23 protein-coding genes are annotated in these 23,565 nt (G+C 41.9%); 8 read left to right on the top strand and 15 right to left on the bottom strand.

Annotated elements, in window-relative coordinates; all coding sequences use genetic code 11:
* Positions 1–98 precede the first annotated feature (98 nt).
* From FGG15_RS01020 to FGG15_RS01000, 5 genes are read left to right on the top strand one after another with little or no spacing between them, the layout of a single operon-like run.
* Positions 99–1,142 carry a LacI family DNA-binding transcriptional regulator gene (locus FGG15_RS01020; RefSeq protein WP_138832298.1) on the top strand — a complete coding sequence of 348 codons (1,044 nt, stop codon included), beginning with the start codon at positions 99–101 and terminating at the stop codon, positions 1,140–1,142.
* Positions 1,139–2,320 (top strand): glycoside hydrolase family 88 protein, encoded by a 1,182-nt coding sequence (locus FGG15_RS01015; protein ID WP_138832296.1) that lies wholly within the window; start codon positions 1,139–1,141, stop codon positions 2,318–2,320. The genes FGG15_RS01020 and FGG15_RS01015 overlap by 4 nt, the downstream gene beginning before the upstream one ends.
* A 10-nt stretch (positions 2,321–2,330) precedes the next feature.
* Complete coding sequence (locus tag FGG15_RS01010) at positions 2,331–3,332, top strand: TRAP transporter substrate-binding protein (protein ID WP_417935954.1); 1,002 nt, start codon at positions 2,331–2,333, stop codon at positions 3,330–3,332.
* Between the two features lie 2 nt (positions 3,333–3,334).
* Positions 3,335–3,793 (top strand): TRAP transporter small permease, encoded by a 459-nt coding sequence (locus tag FGG15_RS01005; RefSeq protein WP_138832294.1) that lies wholly within the window; start codon positions 3,335–3,337, stop codon positions 3,791–3,793.
* 2 nt (positions 3,794–3,795) lie between these two features.
* Positions 3,796–5,094 carry a TRAP transporter large permease gene (locus tag FGG15_RS01000; RefSeq protein WP_138832292.1) on the top strand — a complete coding sequence of 433 codons (1,299 nt, stop codon included), beginning with the start codon at positions 3,796–3,798 and terminating at the stop codon, positions 5,092–5,094.
* Positions 5,095–5,105: 11 nt separating this feature from the next.
* Here FGG15_RS01000 and FGG15_RS00995 read toward each other — a convergent pair whose 3' ends face one another.
* The 8 genes from FGG15_RS00995 to FGG15_RS00960 all read right to left on the bottom strand — a co-directional run bounded on the left by FGG15_RS00995 (position 5,106) and on the right by FGG15_RS00960 (position 13,266).
* Positions 5,106–5,468, bottom strand: a complete 363-nt coding sequence (locus FGG15_RS00995; RefSeq protein ID WP_138832290.1) for a DUF7009 family protein — start codon at positions 5,466–5,468, stop codon at positions 5,106–5,108.
* Between the two features lie 36 nt (positions 5,469–5,504).
* On the bottom strand, positions 5,505–6,734 hold the full coding sequence (gene dsrP, locus FGG15_RS00990; protein WP_138832287.1) for a sulfate reduction electron transfer complex DsrMKJOP subunit DsrP: 1,230 nt from the start codon (positions 6,732–6,734) through the stop codon (positions 5,505–5,507).
* 19 nt (positions 6,735–6,753) lie between these two features.
* Entirely contained in the window at positions 6,754–7,851 is a 1,098-nt protein-coding gene (locus FGG15_RS00985; RefSeq protein WP_138832285.1) for a 4Fe-4S dicluster domain-containing protein, read from the bottom strand.
* Between the two features lie 12 nt (positions 7,852–7,863).
* On the bottom strand, positions 7,864–8,508 hold the full coding sequence (locus FGG15_RS00980; RefSeq protein WP_138832283.1) for a cytochrome c3 family protein: 645 nt from the start codon (positions 8,506–8,508) through the stop codon (positions 7,864–7,866).
* Entirely contained in the window at positions 8,501–9,199 is a 699-nt protein-coding gene (locus FGG15_RS00975) for a nitrate reductase cytochrome c-type subunit (protein WP_138832281.1), read from the bottom strand. Before FGG15_RS00975 ends, FGG15_RS00980 begins: the two co-directional genes overlap by 8 nt.
* A 2-nt stretch (positions 9,200–9,201) precedes the next feature.
* Entirely contained in the window at positions 9,202–11,529 is a 2,328-nt protein-coding gene (locus tag FGG15_RS00970) for a molybdopterin-dependent oxidoreductase (protein ID WP_138832279.1), read from the bottom strand.
* Positions 11,530–11,537: 8 nt separating this feature from the next.
* Complete coding sequence (locus tag FGG15_RS00965; protein WP_138832277.1) at positions 11,538–11,771, bottom strand: hypothetical protein; 234 nt, start codon at positions 11,769–11,771, stop codon at positions 11,538–11,540.
* Between the two features lie 211 nt (positions 11,772–11,982).
* Positions 11,983–13,266: an alginate export family protein gene (locus FGG15_RS00960; RefSeq protein ID WP_138832275.1), complete on the bottom strand. Its 1,284-nt coding sequence runs from the start codon at positions 13,264–13,266 to the stop codon at positions 11,983–11,985.
* A 123-nt stretch (positions 13,267–13,389) separates the two neighbouring features.
* Here FGG15_RS00960 and ric point away from each other — a divergent pair, with 123 nt between their 5' ends.
* The 3 genes from ric (at position 13,390) to FGG15_RS00945 (ending at position 16,013) form a co-directional block, all read left to right on the top strand.
* The gene (gene ric, locus FGG15_RS00955; RefSeq protein ID WP_138832273.1) at positions 13,390–14,100 is read left to right on the top strand and encodes an iron-sulfur cluster repair di-iron protein; all 711 of its coding nucleotides are present in this window, start codon (positions 13,390–13,392) and stop codon (positions 14,098–14,100) included.
* Between the two features lie 114 nt (positions 14,101–14,214).
* Positions 14,215–15,441 carry a hypothetical protein gene (locus tag FGG15_RS00950; protein ID WP_138832271.1) on the top strand — a complete coding sequence of 409 codons (1,227 nt, stop codon included), beginning with the start codon at positions 14,215–14,217 and terminating at the stop codon, positions 15,439–15,441.
* A 101-nt stretch (positions 15,442–15,542) separates the two neighbouring features.
* Entirely contained in the window at positions 15,543–16,013 is a 471-nt protein-coding gene (locus FGG15_RS00945; protein ID WP_138832269.1) for an RrF2 family transcriptional regulator, read from the top strand.
* On the opposite strand, the gene FGG15_RS00940 is transcribed toward FGG15_RS00945, so the two are convergent.
* From FGG15_RS00940 to FGG15_RS00910, 7 genes are all read right to left on the bottom strand, one after another.
* Positions 15,997–17,772 carry a nitric oxide reductase activation protein NorD gene (locus tag FGG15_RS00940; protein ID WP_138832267.1) on the bottom strand — a complete coding sequence of 592 codons (1,776 nt, stop codon included), beginning with the start codon at positions 17,770–17,772 and terminating at the stop codon, positions 15,997–15,999. The genes FGG15_RS00945 and FGG15_RS00940 overlap by 17 nt on opposite strands.
* 73 nt (positions 17,773–17,845) lie before the next feature.
* Positions 17,846–18,667: a CbbQ/NirQ/NorQ/GpvN family protein gene (locus FGG15_RS00935; protein ID WP_237561713.1), complete on the bottom strand. Its 822-nt coding sequence runs from the start codon at positions 18,665–18,667 to the stop codon at positions 17,846–17,848.
* A gap of 108 nt (positions 18,668–18,775) precedes the next feature.
* A complete protein-coding gene (locus tag FGG15_RS00930) occupies positions 18,776–19,495 on the bottom strand; it encodes an SCO family protein (RefSeq protein WP_262710820.1) in 720 nt (239 codons plus the stop codon).
* A complete protein-coding gene (locus tag FGG15_RS00925; RefSeq protein WP_138832265.1) occupies positions 19,482–20,189 on the bottom strand; it encodes a formylglycine-generating enzyme family protein in 708 nt (235 codons plus the stop codon). Before FGG15_RS00925 ends, FGG15_RS00930 begins: the two co-directional genes overlap by 14 nt.
* Before the next feature lie 82 nt (positions 20,190–20,271).
* On the bottom strand, positions 20,272–21,732 hold the full coding sequence (gene nirK, locus FGG15_RS00920; RefSeq protein WP_138832263.1) for a copper-containing nitrite reductase: 1,461 nt from the start codon (positions 21,730–21,732) through the stop codon (positions 20,272–20,274).
* Between the two features lie 16 nt (positions 21,733–21,748).
* Complete coding sequence (locus FGG15_RS00915) at positions 21,749–23,086, bottom strand: cbb3-type cytochrome c oxidase subunit I (protein WP_138832261.1); 1,338 nt, start codon at positions 23,084–23,086, stop codon at positions 21,749–21,751.
* Between the two features lie 10 nt (positions 23,087–23,096).
* Entirely contained in the window at positions 23,097–23,537 is a 441-nt protein-coding gene (locus FGG15_RS00910) for a c-type cytochrome (RefSeq protein ID WP_138832259.1), read from the bottom strand.
* Positions 23,538–23,565: the final 28 nt, after the last annotated feature.

The following is a 23,565-nucleotide window of genomic DNA, read 5'->3' as shown; positions in this document are numbered from 1 at the left end:
CGTCGAAATCAATGAAACAAAGTTAGGTAAAAAAATAAAATACAATCGATTGTATTATTTTCATATATTTAGACCCAAGTGTTAATTGCACTACCCTTATGCAAACCAATAATGTTACCATACATGATATAGCTGCTGCGCTCAAAATTGATAGCTCAACGGTATCCCGTGCGCTGAACAATAGCCCCAGGGTCACCCAAAAAACCAAGCAACGTATCTGGGCCAAGGCGCAGGAAATGGGTTATCAACGTAATGTTTTGGCTTCCAATCTTCGCAAGAACAAAACCAACACCATAGGGGTTATCATTCCCAGAATTTCCAGGTTTTTCTTCTCCTCAGCCATCGAAGGTATTGAGGAAACGGCATTTGAAAATGGCTACAATGTAATTATGTGCCAATCTTTGGAAAAATTGGAACGGGAAACCAATCTGGTACAAACCTTGGTCGCCAATAGGGTTGATGGCATCATATTATCCATTTCTATGGAAACGCTGGATTATGAGCACATGGAATTGGCTCGAAAGAACGGTATCCCGACGGTCTTTTTTGATAGGCATTGCGATATCCCTGGAAACAACAATGTGCTATTAAACGATTATCAGGGCAGTTTTGATGCCACAGACCACCTTGTTTCACAAGGATGCAGAAACATTGCGCATCTTGCCGGGCCCAGGGACTTGAAACTCTATCAAAACCGATTCAATGGATACAAGGAAGCTTTGGAAAAAAATGGTCTTCCATTTCAACCTGATTTGGTCATCGATTCCAATTTGATGGAAGAAGATGGGGCAAATGCAGCCCAGAAAATATTGGAGACTCTACCTCAAGTTGATGGTATTTTTTCTGCCAATGATGTAGCTGCCGTGGGAGCCATGCAATTTCTAAAGGGAAAAAACATCAAAATACCAGATGAAATAGCTATTGTAGGTTTCAGCAATGGCCCAACTTCCTCGGTAATTGATCCAGCTTTAACCACGGTGGACCAATCCGGCAAAAAAATGGGGAGATTGGCCACGGAGCTGTTGATCAAGCAAATCAATGCAAAACCCATACCCCTTGCCCCGGAGACCATAATCCTAGAACCTACTTTGATCCAACGGGATTCTACCCAAAAAAAACCAACCATACACCCAAACACATGAAGTATTTCAAACTTATATCATTATCCCTGCTATGTCTCATACTGTCTTTTTGCACCAAAAAAGAGACAAGCCTAAATGCCGAACAATTGTTGGCTAAGGCCAAAACCCAATTAAACTATTTGCTTCAAGAGGCCGAAAAAGCCAATGATATTCCCAGAACCTTAAATGCCAACAGGGAAGTACATTGGATCAATAAGGGGTTCGATTGGACAGAAGGATTTTTTCCCGGAAGCTGCTGGTACTTATATGAGCATACAGGTGATGAAAAATGGAAAAAGGCCGCAGAAAAGTTTCAAGCCCCTTATGAATCCCATAAATACAACATTGATAATCACGATCTTGGCTTTATCTTCAACTGTTCCTACGGAAATGGGTACAGAGTGACCCAAAATCCAGCTTTCAGGGAGGTGATGGCAACAGCTGCAGATTCCCTGATTACACGCTTTAACCCCAAAGTTGGCTGTATTCAGAGTTGGAATGTGGATAAAGGATGGCAAGCGGAAAGAGGATGGAAATTCCCCGTGATTGTAGATAATATGATGAACCTGGAACTGCTATTTGAGGTTTCAAAACTCACCAACAATCCGAAATATGCCAATATCGCCATTACCCACGCCAATACAACGCTCCAAAACCATTTTCGGCCAGACTATAGTTCCTATCATGTTGTGGATTATGATCCAGAAACCGGAGAAGTCCGTAGCAAGGAAACCGCCCAGGGATATGCCCATGAAAGTTCTTGGGCCCGAGGACAGGCTTGGGGGTTGTACGGATTTACCTTGTGCTACCGCTATACCCAGAACCCGGAATATTTAAAACTTGCCGAAAATATTGCGAGCTTTTACCTCCAGCATGAGAACCTTCCTAGGGATCTAATTCCTTATTGGGATTTTAACGCTCCCAGCATTCCAGAAGCACCTCGGGATGTTTCAGCTGCCGCCATAGTAGTATCGGCCTTGATAGAATTGGACGCTTTCAGTAGCACCTCCTACCGTCCCGTTATTGACAAGATACTTTCATCTTTAGCCTCTGAAGCCTACACGGCCGCGATTGGAGAAAACAAAGGATTTGTGCTAGACCATTCCGTGGGTAGCATTCCTCATGGGGCAGAAATAGATGTGCCCTTAAACTATGCGGATTATTATTATATAGAAGCTCTGACCCGTTATAAAAAATAATTTTAACCACATGACACAGTTCATTCCATACCATAAAAAAATCACACAGCATATCTTCATGATATTGGCAGTAACCGCTCTCCTGGGTTGTAATACCACAGGAGGTATTCGAACTTTAAAATTAGCGCATGGACTGGATGTAAAGCACTCAGTTCATTTGGCCATGGTACAAATGAGTAAGGATTTGGACAGTATTTCCAATGGTCAAATGCGATTGGAAATCTATCCGAATCAACAACTGGGTACAGAACGACAATGTCTGGAACTTTTGCAACTGGGTGCCTTGGACATGACCAAAGTATCTGTTGGGGTGTTGGAGAACTTTGCTCCAAAAATGAAGGTGTTGGGTCTTCCCTTTGTCTTTAGGGACCGGGAACATTCCTTTCAAGTTTTGGATGGGCCTATTGGCCAACATTTATTGGATGAGGGAGAGAAATACTGGTTAAAAGGGTTGGGGTACTATGATGCGGGATCCCGCAGCTTTTATACCAAAGACCGACCTGTTCACAAACCCGAAGACCTGGATGGACTTAAAATTAGGGTTATGGAAAGTGTCACGGCCATGGATATGGTCAACGGGCTTGGTGGCGCGGCCACGCCCATTTCTTGGGGCGAATTGTATACTTCATTACAACAAGGTGTGGTGGATGGTGCGGAAAACAACCCTCCCAGCTTTTATCTATCCCGACACTACGAAGTTTGCAAATATTATTCCCTGGATGAACATACGGTTTTGCCCGATGTGGTTCTGTCCAGTACACATACCTGGAATAAACTTAACGAACAGGAGCGGCAATGGTTGAAACAAGCCGTTGACCTTTCGGTGGTACATCAAAGGAAGCTTTGGGCGATATCAGAACAAGAGGCTTTGGACGCAGTTCAGGAAGCAGGGGTTGAGATCGTTAGACCGGATAAAACACTTTTTGCGGAGAAACTCAAATCCAATTTGGATAAATACAAAGAGGATAAAGCATTTTACGATTTAATTAAAGCAATTCAGGAAACCAAATAATTATGGGATTACGAAACAAAATAGACCTTATAGTAGGTAAGGCTTTGATTGTTATTATGGCAATCATGGTCATTAACGTTTTATGGCAAGTTTTTAGTCGATATATACTAGGCTCGCCCAGTTCCTTTACGGATGAACTGGCACGGTATTTAATGATTTGGCTTGGTGTTTTGGGTGCGGCTTATGTCTCTGGTAAAAATGGTCATGTGGCTATTGATCTTATTCCTTCCAAATTGAGCGGTCAAGGGCAAAAGCGCTTAAAGAGGATCGTAGGCACCATGATTATTCTGTTCAGCTTGGCAGCTTTCGTTATTGGGGGTTCCAGACTCGTATACATTACCTTTGTTTTGGAACAATATTCCCCTGCCCTTCAACTGCCTTTGGCAGTGGTGTATTTGATTCTGCCCATAAGTGGTATCCTCATAATTTATTACAAACTCCTTGATCTTAAAAAATTATAAACATGGACTACATTCCTATTCTAATCTTGGTATTGAGTTTTATAGTGCTTTTGGGTATGGGCACACCAGTAGCATGGAGTATTGCCATTTCATCATTGTTGACCATGCTAGTGAGCATTCCCGCTTTACCAGCTTTTACCGCCGTATCACAACGCATTGGCGCCGGACTTGACAGTTTTGCCCTTCTTGCCATCCCTTTCTTTGTTTTATCAGGTGAGTTAATGAACAAAGGTGGTATTGCACATCGGCTTATAGCTTTTGCCAAAACACTTGTGGGAGCACTTCCAGGAGGTTTGGCCTTGATCAACATTATTTCCGCCATGCTTATGGGTGCCATAGCCGGTTCTGCCATGGCATCAGCCTCCGCCATGGGGAGTATTTTGGGCCCCGAAATGGAAAAAGATGGGTACTCCAAAGAATTTGGTGCAGCCGTGAACATCACCTCAGCAACTACAGGTTTACTCATTCCTCCCAGCAACATTCTCATTGTGTATTCCTTGGCCAGCGGTGGCGCATCCATTGCAGCACTGTTTCTAGCTGGTTATATTCCAGGAATTTTGACCGGTGCTTTCTTAATGATCGTGGCCTCTATCTGGGCCAAAAGAAAAGGGTATAAGCTAGGAAACAGAAGCTCTCTTAAGGAAGTATTTAAAACTTTCATATCAGCTGTGCCTAGCCTTTTTATGCTTATTGTTGTGATTGGGGGAATTGTAACCGGAATATTTACCGCGACCGAGGCATCTGCTATAGCTGTGCTTTACAGTCTTGTGCTGGGTTTCATTTATAAAGAAATCAACCTTAAAAAACTACCGCAAATTCTGTTGGATTCCTCTGCAACCACAGCCGTGGTGATGCTACTGATTGGAGCTTCCATGAGTATGTCCTGGGCTTTGTCCTATGAAAATATTCCACAGGACATAAGTACTGCCTTATTGGCCTTAAGCGACAATAAAATTATGGTCTTGATCATCATCAACTTGTTATTGTTGTTTGTTGGGATTTTCATGGATATGACACCTGCGGTTCTGATTTTCACCCCCATATTTCTTCCGATAGTAACCAAACTTGGAATTGATCCGGTTCACTTTGGAATTATTATGATTTTAAACCTTTGCATTGGATTATGCACCCCACCAGTGGGATCGGTGCTGTTTGTTGGAGTAGGTATTGCCAAAACCACTATAGAAAAGGTGGTAAAGCCGTTGCTCCCACTCTTTGTGGCCATGATCATTGCTTTGTTTCTAATTACCTATTTCCCGCAATTAAGCCTTTGGTTGCCAAAGTTATTTGAGCTGCTATAAACCTGTTTGGGTTAACAGGCTTTAGGATTGGGATAATTATCGGATTGATCCTCGGTGGTATTGTCCAAACATGCAAAATCCTTTTCCACTAGAAGGAAAAGCTCACTTTTATTGTTCAATATCATCGTATTTTCAAAGCCCACCCTGTTGTTTTCAAACCAGTTTGAACTCCATTTTTTTGGCACCAACAAGGTTACAGTGTCCTCCATAAATTCAGCACCCAAGTTATCCACATCCACCGCTTTTAATGCATACGTAAAAGTTTTGGTATTGAACTCAGTTCGCTCTTCATAATATCCGGTCTTACAAAAGGTTTCTACTTCTGTCTTGGTCAATCTATATCGAACCGAATTACCTTTAATTCTAATTTTCATGCTTTACTCAAAGATTTTACAACACTTCATTCATTCCTATTGGGAATCTTTCTTTTTGTATCGGAGTTTTCCTGTTTCAATTTTGATTGCAGTCTTGGCCAAGATAGTAAATACAAAAGCTCCCAAGGCCCAAATTCCCATGGTTACCCCAATTTCTACACCGGTGGGTGTATATTCAGCAATCTTACCATAAGGCCCTGGAATAAATCCTGGAACAATCAAGCCAAAACCTTTTTCAATCCAAATAGCCACAAACAAGATAAAACAGCAAAAATAGAGTACCTTAAAATTATTCCGAAACTTTCCAAAGGTAAGTAATACAGTAGCCAAGACGTTCAACGGAATAGAGGTCCAAATCCAAGGTAACAATGCATTCTTTCCGTGCAATCCAAAGAATAGATAGTATGCACTTTCACTGTGGTGTGTTGGCGCATAAAATTCCTTGAACAATTCAGAAACCAGCATTATAAGATTAATTTGAGCAGCAACGGTCACAATCATTGCCAATTTTCCAATGGTCTTGTTCTCAACTTTAAAAGCAGTGTAATTCCTGATAATGGCCAATACCAAAATAATCAGGGCCGGGCCTGCAGCAAAAGCGGATGCCAAAAAGCGCGGTCCCAAAAGTGCATTGTTCCAAAAAGGCCTTGCTTGCAATCCTTGGTATAAAAATGCTGTAACCAAATGGATGCTCACCGCCCAAAACACAGAAATCAATGCCCCGGGAACATATATTTTTGGATTGGCATCTTTACCTTGATAATGCCTGAACAGAATGTAGTAAGGAATACTGATATTGAGAAAAAGATATCCGTTTAAGACAATAACATCCCATGTGAGCATGGAATTGGGGAAATTAAAAACGCCAATTCCTGGAATCATATGCCATAATACCGAGGGACCTCCCATGTCCGCAACTACAAAAGCCAAGCACATGATCAGGGCGGCAACCGCAAGCCCTTCTCCTATTAGAACCGCTTGTTTAAAATCGATATCCTTTAGCACATAGGTGGGCATCACCAGCATTACTGCTGCCGCAGCAACACCTACCAAAAAAGTGAAATTGGATATATACAGTCCCCAGCTTACCCTATCAGTCATTCCCGTAACACTCAAACCTTGGTCCAACTGTATGGAATAGCAATACATGCCCACCAACATAACAAAGGTTAGAAAACCCATCCACAGATGATATTTTCGAGACCCATGGGTAATCACATCCAGGCTATCGATCAGTAAACTTTTAAAAACCTTGAGTCTTCTCATTACATCTTTGATTTGACCATCAATCCATGAAGTACCAGAATTTGGGTTCGGTTCCCAAATCCTCTTTTAACCTAAAAACTTTCTTGTTCTCCAATACCCATCTGATCGTACTATTGGGGTCTAAGAGGTTTCCGAATATCCTTGCTCCGGTTGGACACGCATCCACACAGGCAGGATTTTGTCCCTTCCGTGACCGTTGCACACAAAAGGTGCATTTCTCCATAACTCCCTTCTTGCGCATGCGATTTCCCAGATAATGCTGGTTTTTGTTGACCTCATCTTCAGGAACTTCAGGCTTGCTCCAATTAAACCTTCTCCCATCATACGGACAGGCGGCCATGCAATAGCGACAACCTACGCACCAATCATAATCTATTACCACCAGACCGTCTTCTTCCCTCCAAGTTGCCTGTACTGGGCAAACGTCTACACAGGGTGGATTATCGCAATGGAAACATTGGGTGCCCAAGTAAAAATGCCCTTCAGCAGGAACCTCATGGTAGTAGTTGTCGTCGGCTTCATCAAATTTCAATCCCTGGCCATCCTTCATTTCATGAATTCGGATATACTGCATCTCGGAATTTCTATCTTGATTGTTCTCTTCCACACAGGCACTTACACAATCCATATATCCCTGACATTTGGAAATATTGAAAGCATATCCGAATAGCACATTTTCCTGTGCATTTTCCGAAGTCATGGAGATGGTTTTGTTGGTACGAAGCTCGTAGGAGCGGACTAATCGGTCCACAGTGGCCTTCTTCTCTTCGTCACTCATCAACTTGTAGTTCCCCTTGAACTGTTCTTCCCAATCTATTTGTGCTTTTTCCTTGGATTTTTCATCGGCAACCACACTACAGGAAGTTGTAACGGCCCCAGCGCCAATAAGCAAACTGGCAGTCAATTTTTTAAATGCGGTTCTACGATCCATCTGCACATCAAAAACCTGCTCAAAACCATCTTTGTGCCTCTCATCTCCAATTGCACTACTTCGAATCTCATTTTGATGTCCACCACAACCTCCAGAAGTATTGCCACAGCCACAAGTTGAAGCTTGTTGCTTTGGTTTGCTATTGGACAGGTTTAGTGAAAACCATTTCGTATTATTTTCGCTCATACCTCAACAGTGTTAATGTGACAATCCTTCTTTTCTTTCCTTTTCCATCTGCGTATTAAATCGTGATGGCCAACGAGTATCAAAACTCGGGCTATGGGGATTATGGCAATTCACACAGGTCATGGAAGCCCTTGGCGGAGCCCAACCTGCTATTTTTTTGCCATGAGCTCCACCGGTCCAATCCTTAAATTGAGCCGTATGGCACTGACTACATAGTTTATAGCTTGCATCAAAATCAATTTCTGAACCCGTTAAACTTGTCAATTCATCTAAATTGCTTTCACTGTGACAAGTAATGCAATTCATGGTGAGATTATCAGCATGGGCTAATTTCACATTCCAATGGGCTTTTTTTCCAATCTCCAGAGATGTCATGGAAGCCAGTGGTTTGGTATGACATTCAGAACAGGCATAGGATTTAAGCTGCCCCTTGCGCTCTGGAATTAAAAAAGCATGCCCTTCTTCATGAATTTCCAGAAGTTTCATTTCCTCAAGCAGGGTTTCTAATGAAATGTCCGTACCAATAAAGTCCTTGCTCTCCTCTTCTATCTTGTCCGTAAGGCTATGATACTTGGATTCTTTGTGTTTACAAGAGAAGGAAAGGAACAGGGCCATGATCAGGCAACCGATGCTGTATGTATAGCAATTGTTATTCATAGCTTTCTTCCAGATTTCTTGAAAAAACTTCAATTTGATCATGCTCGACAGTGTTGGGAACATGGCATTGTCTACAATTGATGCGTTCCGGATGTGTAACCCTAATCTCTTTTGGGGCACTTGGCCCTACGTGACAGGATAAACAACTTTCCCGCATGCTAAGTAGGTGCGGAATCATGGGTGGACTTCCGGGAAGTGCATTGTTGACACCAACCTCTGGGGGAGATACCTTGGTAAAATTCGTCTCAGCAAAAAGCCCTTTGGTATTTTGTGTGACATGGCACTGTCTGCAATTGATCATTTCGGGATGGGGTGAAATAGGTGCATAGGCATCAAACTTTTGAACAAAACCTCCACTTTGATGGCATTGAAGACAAACATTGCCCCCCAAGTCCCTTTCTTTTTGGACTGGATGTGGAATACTTGGCGGCGCTCCTGGGTAGGCTCTGTTGTCGTAATAGGTTTCCAAGCTGCGCTGATGGGCCTCATCAATGGGCATTTGATTAAAGTCCAATGCATTTTCCGATTGTCTAAAAACACCGCTTTCCGAAGGAATCAACGTTCTGGAGGAGTTAGATTCAACAGGAATATACGGGCCTTCCAAGCCCTGTTCGTAGCTGTAGTTCCAAACAACAACAAAGCCAATGAACAACAGGGCAAACAACGATATGATCCCTAATCTTTTTCTCATATTTAGGCTTTTTCCACCCTTACTGCACACTTTTTATAATCGGGTTCCTTGGAAATGGGACAAAAGGAATCCAGCGTAATATCATTGATAAGTATATTTTCATCAAAGAAGGGAACAAAAACCTGCATGGGTGCCGGCACACCCCTCTCATTAATGGATGCCGGAAGTGTAATTTCCCCTCTTCTTGTGGTCAGTCTTACGGCATCGCCTGTCTTTATCTGCATGCGTTCGGCATCATCCGGGTGTAATTCTACATAAGCATGTGGCATAGCCTGGTGCAATACTGGAATCCTCCGGGTCATGGAGCCGGTATGCCAGTGTTCCACAACTCTCCCGGTATTGAGCCAATAGGGATACTCGTTATCCGGTTCTTCGGCTGCAGGTTCGTATGGGCGTTGCCAGATGATGGCTTTCCCATCCGGTTTTCCGTAAAAATGAAAATCCTCGCCATTGGAACAGGCTGGATCATATTTGGCATTGAACCTCCATTTGGTTGATTTCCCATCTACATAAGGCCATATAGCTCCGGATTGCGACTTTAGGACTTCCAATGGAGCCATATTGTGTTTTATATTGTCGTGATGTTTTCGATATTCGGTGTAAATCTCTTCAATGTGCGTTTCCTCTTTGTATGGAAACTGCTTTTCGTAACCAAGTCGTTTAGCTACCTCAATGAGCTGCCAAGTATCACTAATTGCTTCGCCGGGAGGATCCACCATTTGTTCAAAATACTGGGTTCTTCGCTCCGAGTTGCCATACATCCCCTCGCGTTCAATCCACATGGCAGAGGGCAAAATCACATCGGCGATGTCTGTAGTCGGAGTTGGGTACACATCGGATACCACAATAAATCTACCTTCTTTTTTGGCACCATCCCTATAGCGTTTTAGCTTGGGCATGGTTACCATGGGGTTGGTCACCTGAATCCACATAAAGCGAATATCCCCACGATCCAAAGCCCGGAACATTTCTACAGTGTGATAGGTGGGTTTGGAAGGGATGTTTTCTGCTGGCACACCCCAAATTTTGGCGGCAAATTCCCTGTGTTCCTTGTTCATGACCACGCCATGCGGGAGTTTGTGTGTCAGTGTTCCCACCTCTCTAACCGTACCACACGCACTAGGCTGCCCGGTCAATGAAAATGGACTATTTCCGGGTTGAGATATTTTACCTGTCAACAAATGGATGTTATAGACCAGATTATTGATCCAGGTGCCTCGTGTATGTTGATTCATCCCCATGCACCAAAGCGACATTACTTTCTTATTTGGATCCCCATAATACGAAGCCATGTACTTAATATCCCGTACCGAAACCCCGGATAATTTGGATACTTTTTCAGGAGTATAATCCTCTAGGAAGGTTTTATAATCCTCAAAGGAGATTTTCTCAGGCTTGTCAGTAAAAGTATAATTGTCCTCCAGTCCATAACCCATATTGGTTAGTCCTTTACTGAAGCTACAATGCTTTTCCACGAAAGAGTTGTTTACCCATCCGTTTTTAATGATTTCATAGCAAATGGCATTGGCCACAGCCAAATCTGTTTGGGGCAAAAATAAAATAGATTTATCCGCAGCGGTACTTGTTCGCGTGGTTCTGGTAGCAAAATCTATGATTTTCACTCCTCTCTTCAAGCGTTGGTCCAACAGACGGGAAAATAACACGGGGTGCATTTCGGCCATATTATTCCCCCAAAGAACAAACACATCGGCATGATCAATATCCTCATAACAACCCATGGGCTCATCTAAGCCAAAAGAGGTTAAAAATCCTGTTACAGCACTGGCCATGCACAAACGGGCATTGGCTTCTACATTGTTGGTACCTATACATCCTTTGAACAATTTGGAAGCTGCATATCCATCAGGAATGGTCCATTGCCCAGATCCATAAATGGAGACGGCATCTTTACCGTGCTCCGCAATGGTCTCTTTCATCTTGGATGCAATAAGATCCAAAGCTTCGTCCATGGAAGTCTTCACATATCGGCCATTCTTTTTGACCAAAGGGTGGGTTAAACGGTCTTTCCCATACAAAGCCATTATGGAATGATATCCTTTTACGCAACAAAGTCCCTTGTTAACTGGCGAATTGGGGTCTCCTTTTACGGCAACCGCCTTTCCGTTTTCCGTACCTACAAGTACGCCACAGCCCACACCACAAAATCTACAAGGGCCTTTTTTCCAATCCAAGTTTGCATTTTTTGGAATCCCCTTTTCTTGCTCTGCTGCAAACATGATTCCTGGAAACATGGATGCTGCAGCGGCTATTGCAGAAGCCATGGCCATTTTCTTTAAAAAACTTCTCCGGTCAGTAAGTGTAGTTTGCATAGTTGATTCTATTGTGGTGTATTGAATCCGGATACCAAGGCCAATAACTTTAAGCTTTTTATAGATTCCAAACGTGCTTTAAGCACTTCTTCTTCCTGCTTGGTCTCTGTTTCGGTAACCAAGGCAATTATTTCCATATTTTGGGCGGGAACTACTTCACAGGAAGCCATTGTAGATAACTCCTGCAAAAGTTCTTCTTTTTTGCCGTCATGGGGATGGACTAAATAGCTTTTAATGGGCATATGGTTTGAAATGGTATTCCATGGTAAACACAACCATGTTGATCGTTCAATATTGATTAGTCTTGAATAAAAATGAAATCAATTGCAACCTGGAATCCAGGAAGGAGGGTCCATCTTTTTCAATTTACTCAAAAATGAACATATTTCCATGCCGTTTTTATGACTTTTGTCATGTTTTTGACAAGAAAAAAGACCTGTCTTTGAAATAGTGTTATTTTTTTGGGAAATCTGTTTTAAAAAGCTCAGGCTTGATTATTAGTTGTACCCAAGCCCAATTGTTAGTGTTATCATGAGGCCTGCCTCCTTTGATCAAACTCATACTTTCAGAAGCAAACATATGGGAATAACCTAGATTGATTTTGGCATATTTCATCAGCTGCTGATTGAATACCAGGTCCAGTTCTGTTCCTAAATAACTGTCCTCGTCATTTGCAAATGCAGCATTGGCCGCAAAGTAATGGCCTTTTACCAGCAAGCTGTTCTTCTCACCAGTGGCAAAAACAACTTTGGCGTATAAATCATTCAAGCCTACATTATTGGCATGGTTGCCTACATAAAAATAGTCCATAAACCCGTTGAATTTGTGATTGGTTCCATAGAGCGGGAAGAAGGATTTATTTTTGGATTCCCCAGCTTGGTCGGTTCCGCTAATCAGCTCAAATCCTAAACCAAATAGGGTCTTCCCAGGTTTGTAGTTGGCTTCTAAGGCCAAAAGATAGGCAGCAAGGTCCGTAGTGGCATTAGCCTTACCAAATTGATAGTATACATTTCCATTGAACTTGATCTCATCTATTGGAAAACTAAAATGTGAACCAGCAGTATGTGTATAAAAAGTGCCGTCAGGTTGGTCGTTATCTATCCCTGTAAAGTTCTGAAAGCCCGTATTAAGTGCCAAAAAACTAATGGAACTCTTATCCCATGTTTTTTTCGCATGGGCATATTGCATGGCTTTATAGGTGAAAAATCCTTGAATAAAAAAGCCCGTACCTTCGTTGGATTGGTCCTCTTGACTAAAGGCTAAACCCAAATCTACTTTCCAATCATCCTTTTCATATTTCAGCAAAGCTGCATCATGAAATCGTCCTTGCATGGTCCAGTCCACTTCACCAAAAATGCGCTGATCATCATACGAAATGGCCTGACGACCTGCTTTTATTGACCAATTTTCGTCCAAATATAGCTGGCCCCAAGCCTGGAACAATCCAAAGGAATTGTTATCATCGCCAATTTGGAGTTGACGTGTGTCTCCCCAAGTGCTAACATCCTGCACACTAATGTATAGTCTAAGCATCTCATTTCTATAGCCCAAATTTAACCGGGAACGTTGTGTGACAAAGGCAGCTGGATCCGCATTGTCTGGGAACAGATTGTTAAATCCATGACGGTATTCGAATCGCGCTCTAAGGTCGGCTTCCAAAGTAAGTTGTGCATTGAGTTGAACTATCGAAAGAAAGCCACAGGCAATCAGGATTAGAGTAAACTTGTTGCTGGTCATAATTAAGTTATTTAGCGATACAAAAGTTGCCCGTGTTGACCATTAAAAATATGATAAATGTCATAACCTCAGTCACTTTAGGCCCATATCTTCGCTCAGTATTAGCATTTTAAATCATACAATATGGAAGTCGTCAAGGACAAAACTGTTTCAGAATTTGTGACTGAAAACATAAAAACCGCCCATGTATTTAAGAAGTTTGGAATTGATTTTTGTTGTGGGGGCGGTATCACAATAGCCAAGGCATGTGCCAAATTTGACGTGAACCAAGAGCTTTTGGAAAAAGAACTTTTGGAGGTTGAAAAAACTGTGGACCGAAATCATAATTATAATCAGTGGGACCTATCTTTTCTTATAGACCATATCATCAATGTGCATCACACCTATGTAAATGAAAGTTTACCCATTATCTCTGAATATGCGAACAAGGTTGCCAAGGTCCATGGCCATCATTATACGGAAGTGGTTGAAATCAATAGATTATTTCATGAAGTAGCCAATGAGCTGCTTTCGCATCTTCAAAAAGAAGAACAGGTGTTATTTCCATTTATCAAAAAAATGGTGCAAGCCGATAATATGGAAGTATCTGCTCCTTTTGGATCCGTAAACAACCCTATAGCGATGATGGAACACGAGCATGAAAGTGCTGGTAACATTTTTAAGGAAATCGAACAATTGACCAATGGCTACACTCCCCCACCGGAGGCTTGCAACACATTTAGGGCGCTTTATTCCAAGTTGGAAGAATTTGAACAGGATTTACATCTTCACATTCATTTGGAAAATAACATTCTGCATCCAAAAGCCATTGCCTTGGAAAAGAAAATGAGCTAAGTATTTACTTTGGACATGAAACTTTGGATTTATCCCATAAGTTGCAACCTTTAATCGTTAGCTTATGGGGTAGAAATCACTTTAAACTGTACTTTTAGTAGGTAAATAGGTTTAGTGCATTCACTCAAAAAACACAGCGTTCTTGCTTTAGGGTATTTCCTTTTGATAGCGCTGTTAGGTCTTTTATTGCGACTATTTCCGGTTGTTGAACTTCCCATCAACTACCGTTTTTTAGTCCACACCCATTCCCATATAGCTTTGTTGGGCTGGACTTATACCGCCTTGACCACCCTTATCTATAAGGCATACCTTAGTAAAGCGTCCATAGAAAGAAGGTATCGGATGTTGTTTTGGTGCACCCAGGGAACGATTATTGGGATGTTGCTGACTTTTCCTTTCACTGGATATGCACTTTTATCGATTGTTTTTTCAACCCTGTTCTTGATCGCATCGTATATTTTCATGTGGTTTTTTGTAAAGCATACTATAGCAGCGCAAAAAAAGACCCATGCCTATAAATGCATTTATGCCTCACTCTGGTACATGGTACTATCAAGCTTGGGGCCTTGGGCATTAGGTGCGATTATGAATACGGCTGGAAGTGGTTCAGACCTATATCGAAATGCCATTTATTTCTATTTGCATTTTCAATACAACGGGTGGTTTGTTATGGCGCTCCTTGGATTATTGCTGTATTTTCTCGAACAAAGGAAAATTGAATTGCCACACATTGGGTTCAAACAATTCTTTTGGTTCATGAATCTTGGGGTTATGGCTACATTTTGTATTTCTTTATTGTGGATGAAACCTTCAAACTCCGTTTACATTATTTCCTTATTAGGTTCTGTAATGCAGCTGTTTGCATTCTTTATTTTGATTAAACACGTATTGCCTTTCAAAAGTAAGGTTAACCGGATGGATTCCAAGCTATTCTATCTTTCATTAAAAATTGCAGCCATCTTCTTTTTGGTCAAAGTGTTTCTGCAACTATTGGGTTCCGTACCCTATTTTGCTTCTATTGTTTCCTCCAATATTGATTTGGTCATTGGGTACCTACATTGGATATTTTTAGGTGTTGTTAGCTTGACCGTCCTTGCCTTTTTGTTCCATTCCAAATTAATCGAGCTTAGCCGCACCTCGATAATACTTTATCTACTAGGTTTTATGCTAACTGAAGGGCTTATCTTCTATAAAGGCGCGATGGCTTGGATCAAAGAACCTGTAATGCAGTACTATCCTTGGTTATTGCTATTTGCTAGTTGTCTTCTCGTCATTGCAATTGGTTCTATTGTAATTCTGCAATTAAGACAAACATTGGTGCAGAAGTTGCGCTTAAAATAATTGAAATACTTTCAGCCAATTTTGGTAATTGTAATAATAATTAAAGGATTCCCATTTAGGACTAAGACATCTTTTTATACATTTGACGAAAGCAGAAATTTATGTTATCCAACGCATGTAAATATGCTATCCGCTCCATTCTATTTTTGGCAATGTACGTTGAAGAAGATGAAAAAATAGGAGTCAAAAAAATTGCAGAAGCTCTAGAAACACCCCAGCCATTTTTAGCCAAGCTATTGCAACAATTGGCCAAAAACAAGCTGGTTTCTTCACATAAAGGTCCCACGGGGGGCTTTTTCTTGGATGAGCACAATCTGGAAAATTCGATTTGGGATATTGTCAAGTGTATTGACGGTACGGTAAAATTTGACCAGTGCTTTATGGGCTTGCCATCATGTGGTGATGAAAACCCATGCCCTGTTCATTTTACTGTGGCTCCGTTCAAGAAAAAAATCTATGCTGATTTCAAAGACAAAACCATTAAAGAATTTGTAGCGGAAATTAAACAAAAGGGCAGGTTTATATCATTAAAGGACTTTGAAGCCATCAAAGCAATTAGGACTGATGTTTAATTCTTTCGTAAAGTTTCACCAACGATTGCAATAACTCAACCGGGGTGGTCAGAATTTGATAATGGTTTTGACCAAACATTTGCGGCAAGTAATATTTGGCTTGGGCCTCAATGGCCAATGCGTACGAGTTTATCTGACGTTCGTTGAGTTCCCGTAATGCCTGTTTGATGTCATTTATCCCATATTTTCCCTCGTAGCGATCATAATCGTTAGGCTTTCCATCAGAAATCAGGATGACCCATTTGTTCTTAGTGTCTCTTTTGTCCAATAATGCCCCTGAATGTCGCAAAGCAGGACCTATCCTTGTATATCCATTGGGTTCTATGGCCCCGATTTTAAATTTTGCCCGGTTCCAGTCCTCATCAAAACCTTTCATAGTGATATAGGAAGAGTGATTTCTTGTCTTGGAATAAAAACTGTTGATTGAGAAATCAATATTAAACTCCTCCAATATTTCCCCAAACAGGATGGACACCTGCTTTTCTACATCGATGACTCGATTCCCAGCAGCATAACCATCGCTGGAGAGGCTGCTATCTAATAGCAAAAGAATGGAAAGGTCCTTTTCCTTTTTGCGCTTGCACAGGTATATTTTTTCTGATGGGGTATGACCTGTATTCACATCCACAAACAAATCAGTTATGGCATCCAAGTCGAATTCTTCCCCTTGGGTTTGTCTGCGTTGCTGCTGATACTTATTGTTTACGGTGGTCAGCATTTTTCTTAGTCCCAACAAGGTTGACCTGTTTTTGGAAACCGCTTCTCTATAATAATCAGGGTTGGTTTTTGCAATGGTTTTGGGGTATACTTTACAAAAATTTTCCTTGTAGTTACGCTTGGTAAAATCCCATTCATCATAGCTGACAAAATACCCTTTATCATCCCTATCTGCGCTTTCGGCAATCGTCGTATTTTCCACAAAATCTGCTTGGTAAACCGAATGCGCCGTATCGTCAACCCGAACTGTAAATTTCATGTTTAGATCCTCCAGGGCGTTGGCATGGTCTTCCAAATCATCATCTCCATCCATATTTCTGAAATTCCCACCAAACTCATCCGCAGTTTCCACTTTTTCAAACTGATGTTGCAATACGGAATCTTCCACCTGTTTTTCATCTACTTGAACAGAAACAATTTCTTCCACTGCATTGGCTTTGAGCGTGGTTTTAGGTTGATGTTGTTCAGCTGACTTCACTTTTTCAGAAAAGTTTTCCAAGGTATCCCCCATTTCTTCCTCAGGAGAATCCCGCATCCATTTACCATAAATAAATGAAAAATCCGGTGCTGTTTTTGGCTTTACCTGGACCGAATAATGGGATATCAATCTTTGATAATATTCTTGGGTTACCGGATATTCCCTGAACAGAATTTCCAGTACCGGTGATGCTGTTTTTTGAGCCTTTTCCCGTGATGCATTCAATTCATGTTCACCATTGTCCTTCCAGTTTAGCCCAAAGTTTTTTTGAATGGATAAATACAGGATTCGAAATAAATAAAAGGACAGGTTTTCCTCCACAGTGCCAAACTGGGCGTATTTTGAAGGCAGAAAGAAATTGTTGTTCTTGTAGCCTCCTTCCCTTTCGGCGGCATAAAGCTCTATTGCTTGTCCTGTCACTGCCCGGGCAAATATGGTGAGTCGAGGTTTTATATCTGAAAGGTGAACCGCATGGGATACGTTGGCCTCTCTATTCTTTTTTCGTTTTTTGAAATAGTGGGCAAACTTGGTGAAGAGATATTCATCGGGTTCAAACTCGAACATAACTTATCTTTTGGAAGTGGGATTCACAGAACTCAGAACTCAGAATTCAAGACTCCTAACTCATTCTTCATCCTCAGATCATTAAATCGCAGAGATCGTTAAGGGCTTCAATTACCTCCAAATCATCTGTGAGCGGTTCCACAACAGCAGAATGCACGGCCAACCTTTTGGGCAAACCGGAACGCATCAATTTTGCAGCGTCCACCAGTAATCGGGTTGAAACGGTTTCCGTGAGTCCCAGCTCTGTTAAATTCCTGATTTTATTGGCGATGTTGACCAGTTTTTTGGCATCAGCCTCCAAAATGTTGGTTTCTTTTGCCAATATCTCTGCCTCTGCCTTAGCTTCTGGATAGTTGAAGGAAATTGCCACAAAGCGCTGTCTTGTGGACGGCTTTAATTCCTTAAAACCCCTTTGATAACCAGGATTAAATGAGGCAACCAACATAAAATGGGGATGGGCCTTAATCGTTGTACCGAGTTTATCAATGAATAACTCACGTCGGTGATCTGTCAGGGAATGAATGGCCACGATTACGTCAGGTCTAGCTTCTGCTATCTCATCCAAATACAATATTGCCCCAGTTTTGACTGCTATGGTCAGAGGTCCGTCCATCCAAACTGTTTCTGCCCCCTTGATAATATATCGTCCAATTAAATCGGTAGAAGAGGTCTCCTCATGACAACTGACCGTGATCAATTGTTGGTTAAGTTCATGGGCCATGAACTCAATGAATCGGGATTTACCAGTACCGGTAGGCCCTTTCAATAAGAATGGGATCCTACTGCTATAGGTATGCTTAAAAATTTCTGCCTCCTTTCCCACGGCCCTGTAGTAAGGGGCAACCTGGGTGTCTATATCCATTTTGATGCTTTTTGCTTCCACTGTATTGATCATTTCAATATATTTTAAGGTCTAAAAAGCAATCATGAATGAAGCAATCCTTGAAGAGTCAGGTATGAGTAAATTGAATGCTTCACCACTGGCTACGATTGCTTAATAGACCTATTTATTAACAGTTTCAATAATTTTTTCCACGGTTTCCTTGTTATCTACCCCTAATCCTTCTTGCTGGTGCACCAATTCTCCCTGAGGATTAAATACACTAATGATGTTGGAGTGTGAAAAGGCCATAGGGGAAATTTGTTTATACTTGACCGCAAGAACATTGGCAAATTCCCTTACCCCCATCTCCGTTCCTTGCAAAAAAGTCCAATGATCACCATCCATAAAGTTTTCCATTGCGAATGCCTTTAAATGGGTAGGCGTATCTGTTTTTGGGTCGATGCTTACCAAAACATATTGCATGTCGTTAGTAAAGGACTCTGGAATCTGTTTTTCAATATTTCGCATGTCAGCCACCAATCTGGGACAGGCCGCTTTGCATGTAGTGTAAATCATTACCATGACCAAGGTCTTTCCCTTTAAATCCTTTAATTCGATGCTGTTGCCCTCCTCCGTATTCCACTTAGAGGTAAGATTGAAAATGGATTCTTCCGAAATCTCTTCTGATTCCACAGGCTCTGCTGTCAGCGAAGTCAAAGTCATTAAATCCATTTTACAAACCGGACAGCTTCCTCCTTTATAATAAATTTTATCGCCCTCACATTTCATGGGACATGCATATGCTATCTCGTTACTTGCCATGGTTTTGGTTCCATTATTACAGGAAACCAGTACAAAGAGCATTGTGAAAATGCCAAGGACCCACTTATAGTTGTTCATCATCTTTGTTTTTTACACATCTAAACCCAAGGTTTTTCATGGTGTATTTTGCCTTCAAACTCCCTCGGGTTGCATATCGCATAAAGGCAGCGTAGTTCATTAAATCCGTAGCGCCAACTGCGCCACTCCCGCAGAATAGGTTACTGTCGTTGTCAACATCTTTCCGTGATTCGCCAGACATCAATACCGAATTGAAGTCGGAAGTCCATTCCCAAACTAAACCATGTAAATCGTAGACTCCCCAATAATTTTTGAAGGTGGAGCCAATTACATTGTTGAACGTTTTGGGCTTTTCATACCATCCCAGAATGTATTCGTTATAGGTTTCGTTTTTTCTGGCGTCCGGTTCATTTTCGTTCGCCATGGCCGCATACTCCCATTCATCAATGGTTGGCAAACGTTTTCCTTGGCATTCACAATAGGCATTGGCGGCAAACCAGCTAATGTTGGTAACCGGGGCAGTTAGTTCCAATCCTTCTTTCAAAGTTGTATCCGAGGTCCAGTTCATTAAGTAGCTGCCATCGGCAAACAACTTTTTTACCTTAGACTTTTGCCAATTTGGATTTTGCTTTACAAAAGCGACGAACTCCTGATTGGTCACCGGATATACGTCCATATAAAAATCTGAAATGGTGACTTTTAGGGAGTCCCTGCCATAAAGTGGGATATAGGTTCCGCCTTGAATAGCGACCATTTTAGATTGACAATTTGCATTGGCCACCCAAAGAAAAAGTATACAAAATGTCAATCTTAAAACAGTCATCCGCTATTAGTGATTAGTGCCCATTTTTAACCTGCTCCACTTGGGATCGGGTCACATTGGTTTTGTTGTTTCCCCATGAATTGTAGATATAGGTAAGCACATCGGCCACCTCATCGCTACTAATGGCCTGTTTGGTCATAACGCTGTTGTACTTTTGTCCATTGACCGTGATTTCACCGGTTTTACCATTCAAGACAATGTCAATGGCACGATTCACATCGGCATTGAGATAATCCGATTCAGCCAAAGGCGGGAATGCATTCGGAATCCCCTCTCCGTTGGCCTGGTGACATGCAAAACAGGTTTTGGTATAGATTTGTTTTCCAGACTCCATTTTTTCTGCCAAGGTCTTGGTACCAGAACTAATGTCTGTATCCTCATCTCCATTGGGCATAACCTGTATACCTCCTCCTTCAGGATTATAAATACCTTCTTGAACCACACCAGAATAGATGGTTTTGTTTTCTTCACCCTGCACCTTTAACATTCCCAATGCACCTTTGTTAAAAGCCCTAAAGATGGAATGGTCCACTAATATGAAGGTCCCTGGCACATCCACCCTGAACTCCACAATTGCAGCACCGCCGGCAGGAATTAAGGTAGTCTGCACATTCTCATTGATGCTGCTACCACCTTCCACCATTACCTTATCAAAAATCTCCCCAATAACATGAAAGGAGGACACCAAATTGGGCCCACCATTGCCAACATAAAGTCGAACGGTCTCACCCACATTGGCTGTTATGGCATTATCGCCGGTCAAGGCGCCCACACTCCCGTTGAAAACCACGTAATCTGCATCTTCATCTACTGCTTTTTGCATATCGAATGCTTGCAGGCCTGGATCACCGTTTTCGCCTTGGGTATAGAAATCCCCCTGCATGATGTAATATTCCTTGTCCACTCTGGGTAGTCCGCCTTCGGGTTCTACCAAAATCAATCCATACATACCATTGGCAACGTGCATCCCAACAGGCGCGGTAGCGCAGTGATATACATACAAGCCTTCATTAATAGTCTTAAAATTGAATTTCTTCTCATGACCTGGTGCCACAAAGGAAGATGTTGCCCCACCACCTGGACCGGTTACCGCATGTAAATCTATATTATGGGGCAACTTATTATCCGGGTGATTGGATAGGGTGAACTCCACCTCATCGCCTACTCTAGTTCTGATAAAACTTCCGGGAACAGAACCACCAAAAGTCCAATAGTTATAGGTAGTTCCATCCGTCATGGTGCCTTCTTGTTCCAGAATTTCCATGTTCACAATGAGCTTTTTGGCTTTACGATCGCCTACTCCTCTGGGAACATTTGGTGGCGCTGTCAGTTCTGCCGTCATTTCCCTGCTTACCGGAATATCGGCCGCAGAAGCGTATTCCTTTTTTGTGGTATTATCTATACAACTTTGCAATCCAATGGCTCCAATTGCCATTAGGTAAAGTACTGCTAGTCCATTTTTAGGTTTTCTCATTTAATTCTTTTTTGGTTTATGGTTGTAGTTCTAAAGCTTGATCTGTCGGTTTGCCGTGTTTGATAAAATCTATGATGTATAAGGCTATTCCCAACGTTAATATGGTGGCACATAGCAGTAACACCACAAAGTGGATGCTAATCTCATTCTGTACCTGCATGAATTCCATTTTAAACTTTCGTTCCAAGTACACTTGGGCAACACCGGCAACCCCAAAGGCCACAGTCATTCCGATCATACCGATGTTCGAAAGCCAAAAAGCAGCTCGTCCCCTAGCACTTAAATACAGTTTTCTTCCTGTCATATTGGGCATACTATAGCTTATAATTGCCAAAACAATCATAGCATAGGCTCCCCAAAATGCTAAGTGTCCGTGCATGGCTGTAACCAAGGTACCATGGGTATATAGGTTGGTTTGCGGTAGCGTGTGTGCAAACCCCAGTAATCCTGCTCCCAAAAAGGAAACAATGGCCGCGCCCAAGGTCCAGAACAATGCCAGTTTATTGGGATGTCTTTTTTCGCCTTTACGGTACATGTTGACAGCAAACAAGGCCATTGCCAAAAAAGCCAAAGGCTCTAAAGCGGAGAATATCCCTCCTACAATCAACCAAATCTTGTTAACACCGATATAATAATAGTGGTGCCCCGTTCCCAATACTCCAGAAAGGAAGGTGAGTCCAACAATTACATAGAGCCATTTTTCAATAACCTCTCGGTCTACTCCAGTAAGTTTAATCAGCAGGAAAGAAAGGATACCGCCCATAATCAATTCCCAAACACCTTCAACCCAAAGGTGAACCACCCACCAACGGAAGAAAGAATCCATCACTTGACTGTCAAAGGGTAACATCCCAGGTAGGTAAAGTAGAGCGGCGAACAATAGTCCCATAGAGAGTACCAAGGCTGTAGTGGTCCTTCGTTTTCCTTTAAACAAAGTGACCAAAATCAAGCCTAAAAACAAAAGGACATTGGCTACTACCAAAAAGTCCAATTGTCTCGGAATTTCAAGGAATTTTCGTCCTTCCCACCAGTTAAAATGATACCCGACTATGGCTGCAACTCCCACCAGCGCCAAAGAAATTAATTGTACATAAGCCAATTTTACATTGACCAATTCCCGTTGCGCTTCCTCTGGTATAATGTAGTAGGCGGCTCCCATAAACCCGGAAAGCAACCAAACTACCAATAAATTGGTATGTACGGCCCTTGCGGTATTAAAGGGGATAAAATCATGAAGTCCATCCAGCCCTATACGGGCAAAGCCCATAATAAATCCATAGGCTAGTTGCAAAACTAATAGTAGCATGGAAAGTGCAAAAAACCAGTAAGCTACTTTTTGTGATTTGTATTTCATATCGTTGGTTTTAGTTGTTGGTTTTGTCCTTGGCCAATGGAGATACCACCGTATCAAAACCATTGAGGTCAATGTCATCTATCCAATCAAAGAATGCAATCAGGTCTGCCGCTTCTTCGTCGGAAAATCCATAGGCCACCATTTTTCTACCGTTGGGTGCCCATGCATTTGGAGTGGTAAGTACCGCTTTGATGTAACCTTCACCTCTTCGGTCTATAACCTTGGTAAGTTCTGGCGCATAGTAGGCGCCCTCACCTAAAATGGTGTGACACCCCATACAATTGTTGGCTTCCCACAATTGTTTTCCCCGAACAACCTGTTCGGTAATGTTCCCGTAGTTGGATTGATCCTGTTCCTTGCTAAAGGAATAAATCGTAAGCCCGATAAAGACAAGAAATGTCACCACCGTCCCTCCAAGAAAAAAAGTACGTGCTTGTTTTTTTGATAACATGGTAAATTGATTAGTATTTGATAATAAA

Origin of the sequence: Flagellimonas algicola, from assembly GCF_005937185.1 — a bacterium.
GTDB lineage: Bacteria > Bacteroidota > Bacteroidia > Flavobacteriales > Flavobacteriaceae > Flagellimonas > Flagellimonas algicola.
This window is presented reverse-complemented; position numbering and strand designations above follow the sequence as displayed.

What these genes read in the sequence shown, in the direction of transcription:
- FGG15_RS01020 (WP_138832298.1), top strand. Translation starts at nt 99, where the DNA reads ATGCAAACCAATAATGTTACCATACATGATATAGCTGCTGCGCTCAAA.
- FGG15_RS01015 (WP_138832296.1), top strand. Translation starts at nt 1,139, where the DNA reads ATGAAGTATTTCAAACTTATATCATTATCCCTGCTATGTCTCATACTG.
- FGG15_RS01010 (WP_417935954.1), top strand. Translation starts at nt 2,331, where the DNA reads ATGACACAGTTCATTCCATACCATAAAAAAATCACACAGCATATCTTC.
- FGG15_RS01005 (WP_138832294.1), top strand. Translation starts at nt 3,335, where the DNA reads ATGGGATTACGAAACAAAATAGACCTTATAGTAGGTAAGGCTTTGATT.
- FGG15_RS01000 (WP_138832292.1), top strand. Translation starts at nt 3,796, where the DNA reads ATGGACTACATTCCTATTCTAATCTTGGTATTGAGTTTTATAGTGCTT.
- FGG15_RS00995 (WP_138832290.1), bottom strand. Translation starts at nt 5,468, where the DNA reads ATGAAAATTAGAATTAAAGGTAATTCGGTTCGATATAGATTGACCAAG.
- dsrP (WP_138832287.1), bottom strand. Translation starts at nt 6,734, where the DNA reads ATGAGAAGACTCAAGGTTTTTAAAAGTTTACTGATCGATAGCCTGGAT.
- FGG15_RS00985 (WP_138832285.1), bottom strand. Translation starts at nt 7,851, where the DNA reads ATGAGCGAAAATAATACGAAATGGTTTTCACTAAACCTGTCCAATAGC.
- FGG15_RS00980 (WP_138832283.1), bottom strand. Translation starts at nt 8,508, where the DNA reads ATGAATAACAATTGCTATACATACAGCATCGGTTGCCTGATCATGGCC.
- FGG15_RS00975 (WP_138832281.1), bottom strand. Translation starts at nt 9,199, where the DNA reads ATGAGAAAAAGATTAGGGATCATATCGTTGTTTGCCCTGTTGTTCATT.
- FGG15_RS00970 (WP_138832279.1), bottom strand. Translation starts at nt 11,529, where the DNA reads ATGCAAACTACACTTACTGACCGGAGAAGTTTTTTAAAGAAAATGGCC.
- FGG15_RS00965 (WP_138832277.1), bottom strand. Translation starts at nt 11,771, where the DNA reads ATGCCCATTAAAAGCTATTTAGTCCATCCCCATGACGGCAAAAAAGAA.
- FGG15_RS00960 (WP_138832275.1), bottom strand. Translation starts at nt 13,266, where the DNA reads ATGACCAGCAACAAGTTTACTCTAATCCTGATTGCCTGTGGCTTTCTT.
- ric (WP_138832273.1), top strand. Translation starts at nt 13,390, where the DNA reads ATGGAAGTCGTCAAGGACAAAACTGTTTCAGAATTTGTGACTGAAAAC.
- FGG15_RS00945 (WP_138832269.1), top strand. Translation starts at nt 15,543, where the DNA reads ATGTTATCCAACGCATGTAAATATGCTATCCGCTCCATTCTATTTTTG.
- FGG15_RS00940 (WP_138832267.1), bottom strand. Translation starts at nt 17,772, where the DNA reads ATGTTCGAGTTTGAACCCGATGAATATCTCTTCACCAAGTTTGCCCAC.
- FGG15_RS00935 (WP_237561713.1), bottom strand. Translation starts at nt 18,667, where the DNA reads ATGATCAATACAGTGGAAGCAAAAAGCATCAAAATGGATATAGACACC.
- FGG15_RS00930 (WP_262710820.1), bottom strand. Translation starts at nt 19,495, where the DNA reads ATGAACAACTATAAGTGGGTCCTTGGCATTTTCACAATGCTCTTTGTA.
- FGG15_RS00925 (WP_138832265.1), bottom strand. Translation starts at nt 20,189, where the DNA reads ATGGTCGCTATTCAAGGCGGAACCTATATCCCACTTTATGGCAGGGAC.
- nirK (WP_138832263.1), bottom strand. Translation starts at nt 21,732, where the DNA reads ATGAGAAAACCTAAAAATGGACTAGCAGTACTTTACCTAATGGCAATT.
- FGG15_RS00915 (WP_138832261.1), bottom strand. Translation starts at nt 23,086, where the DNA reads ATGAAATACAAATCACAAAAAGTAGCTTACTGGTTTTTTGCACTTTCC.
- FGG15_RS00910 (WP_138832259.1), bottom strand. Translation starts at nt 23,537, where the DNA reads ATGTTATCAAAAAAACAAGCACGTACTTTTTTTCTTGGAGGGACGGTG.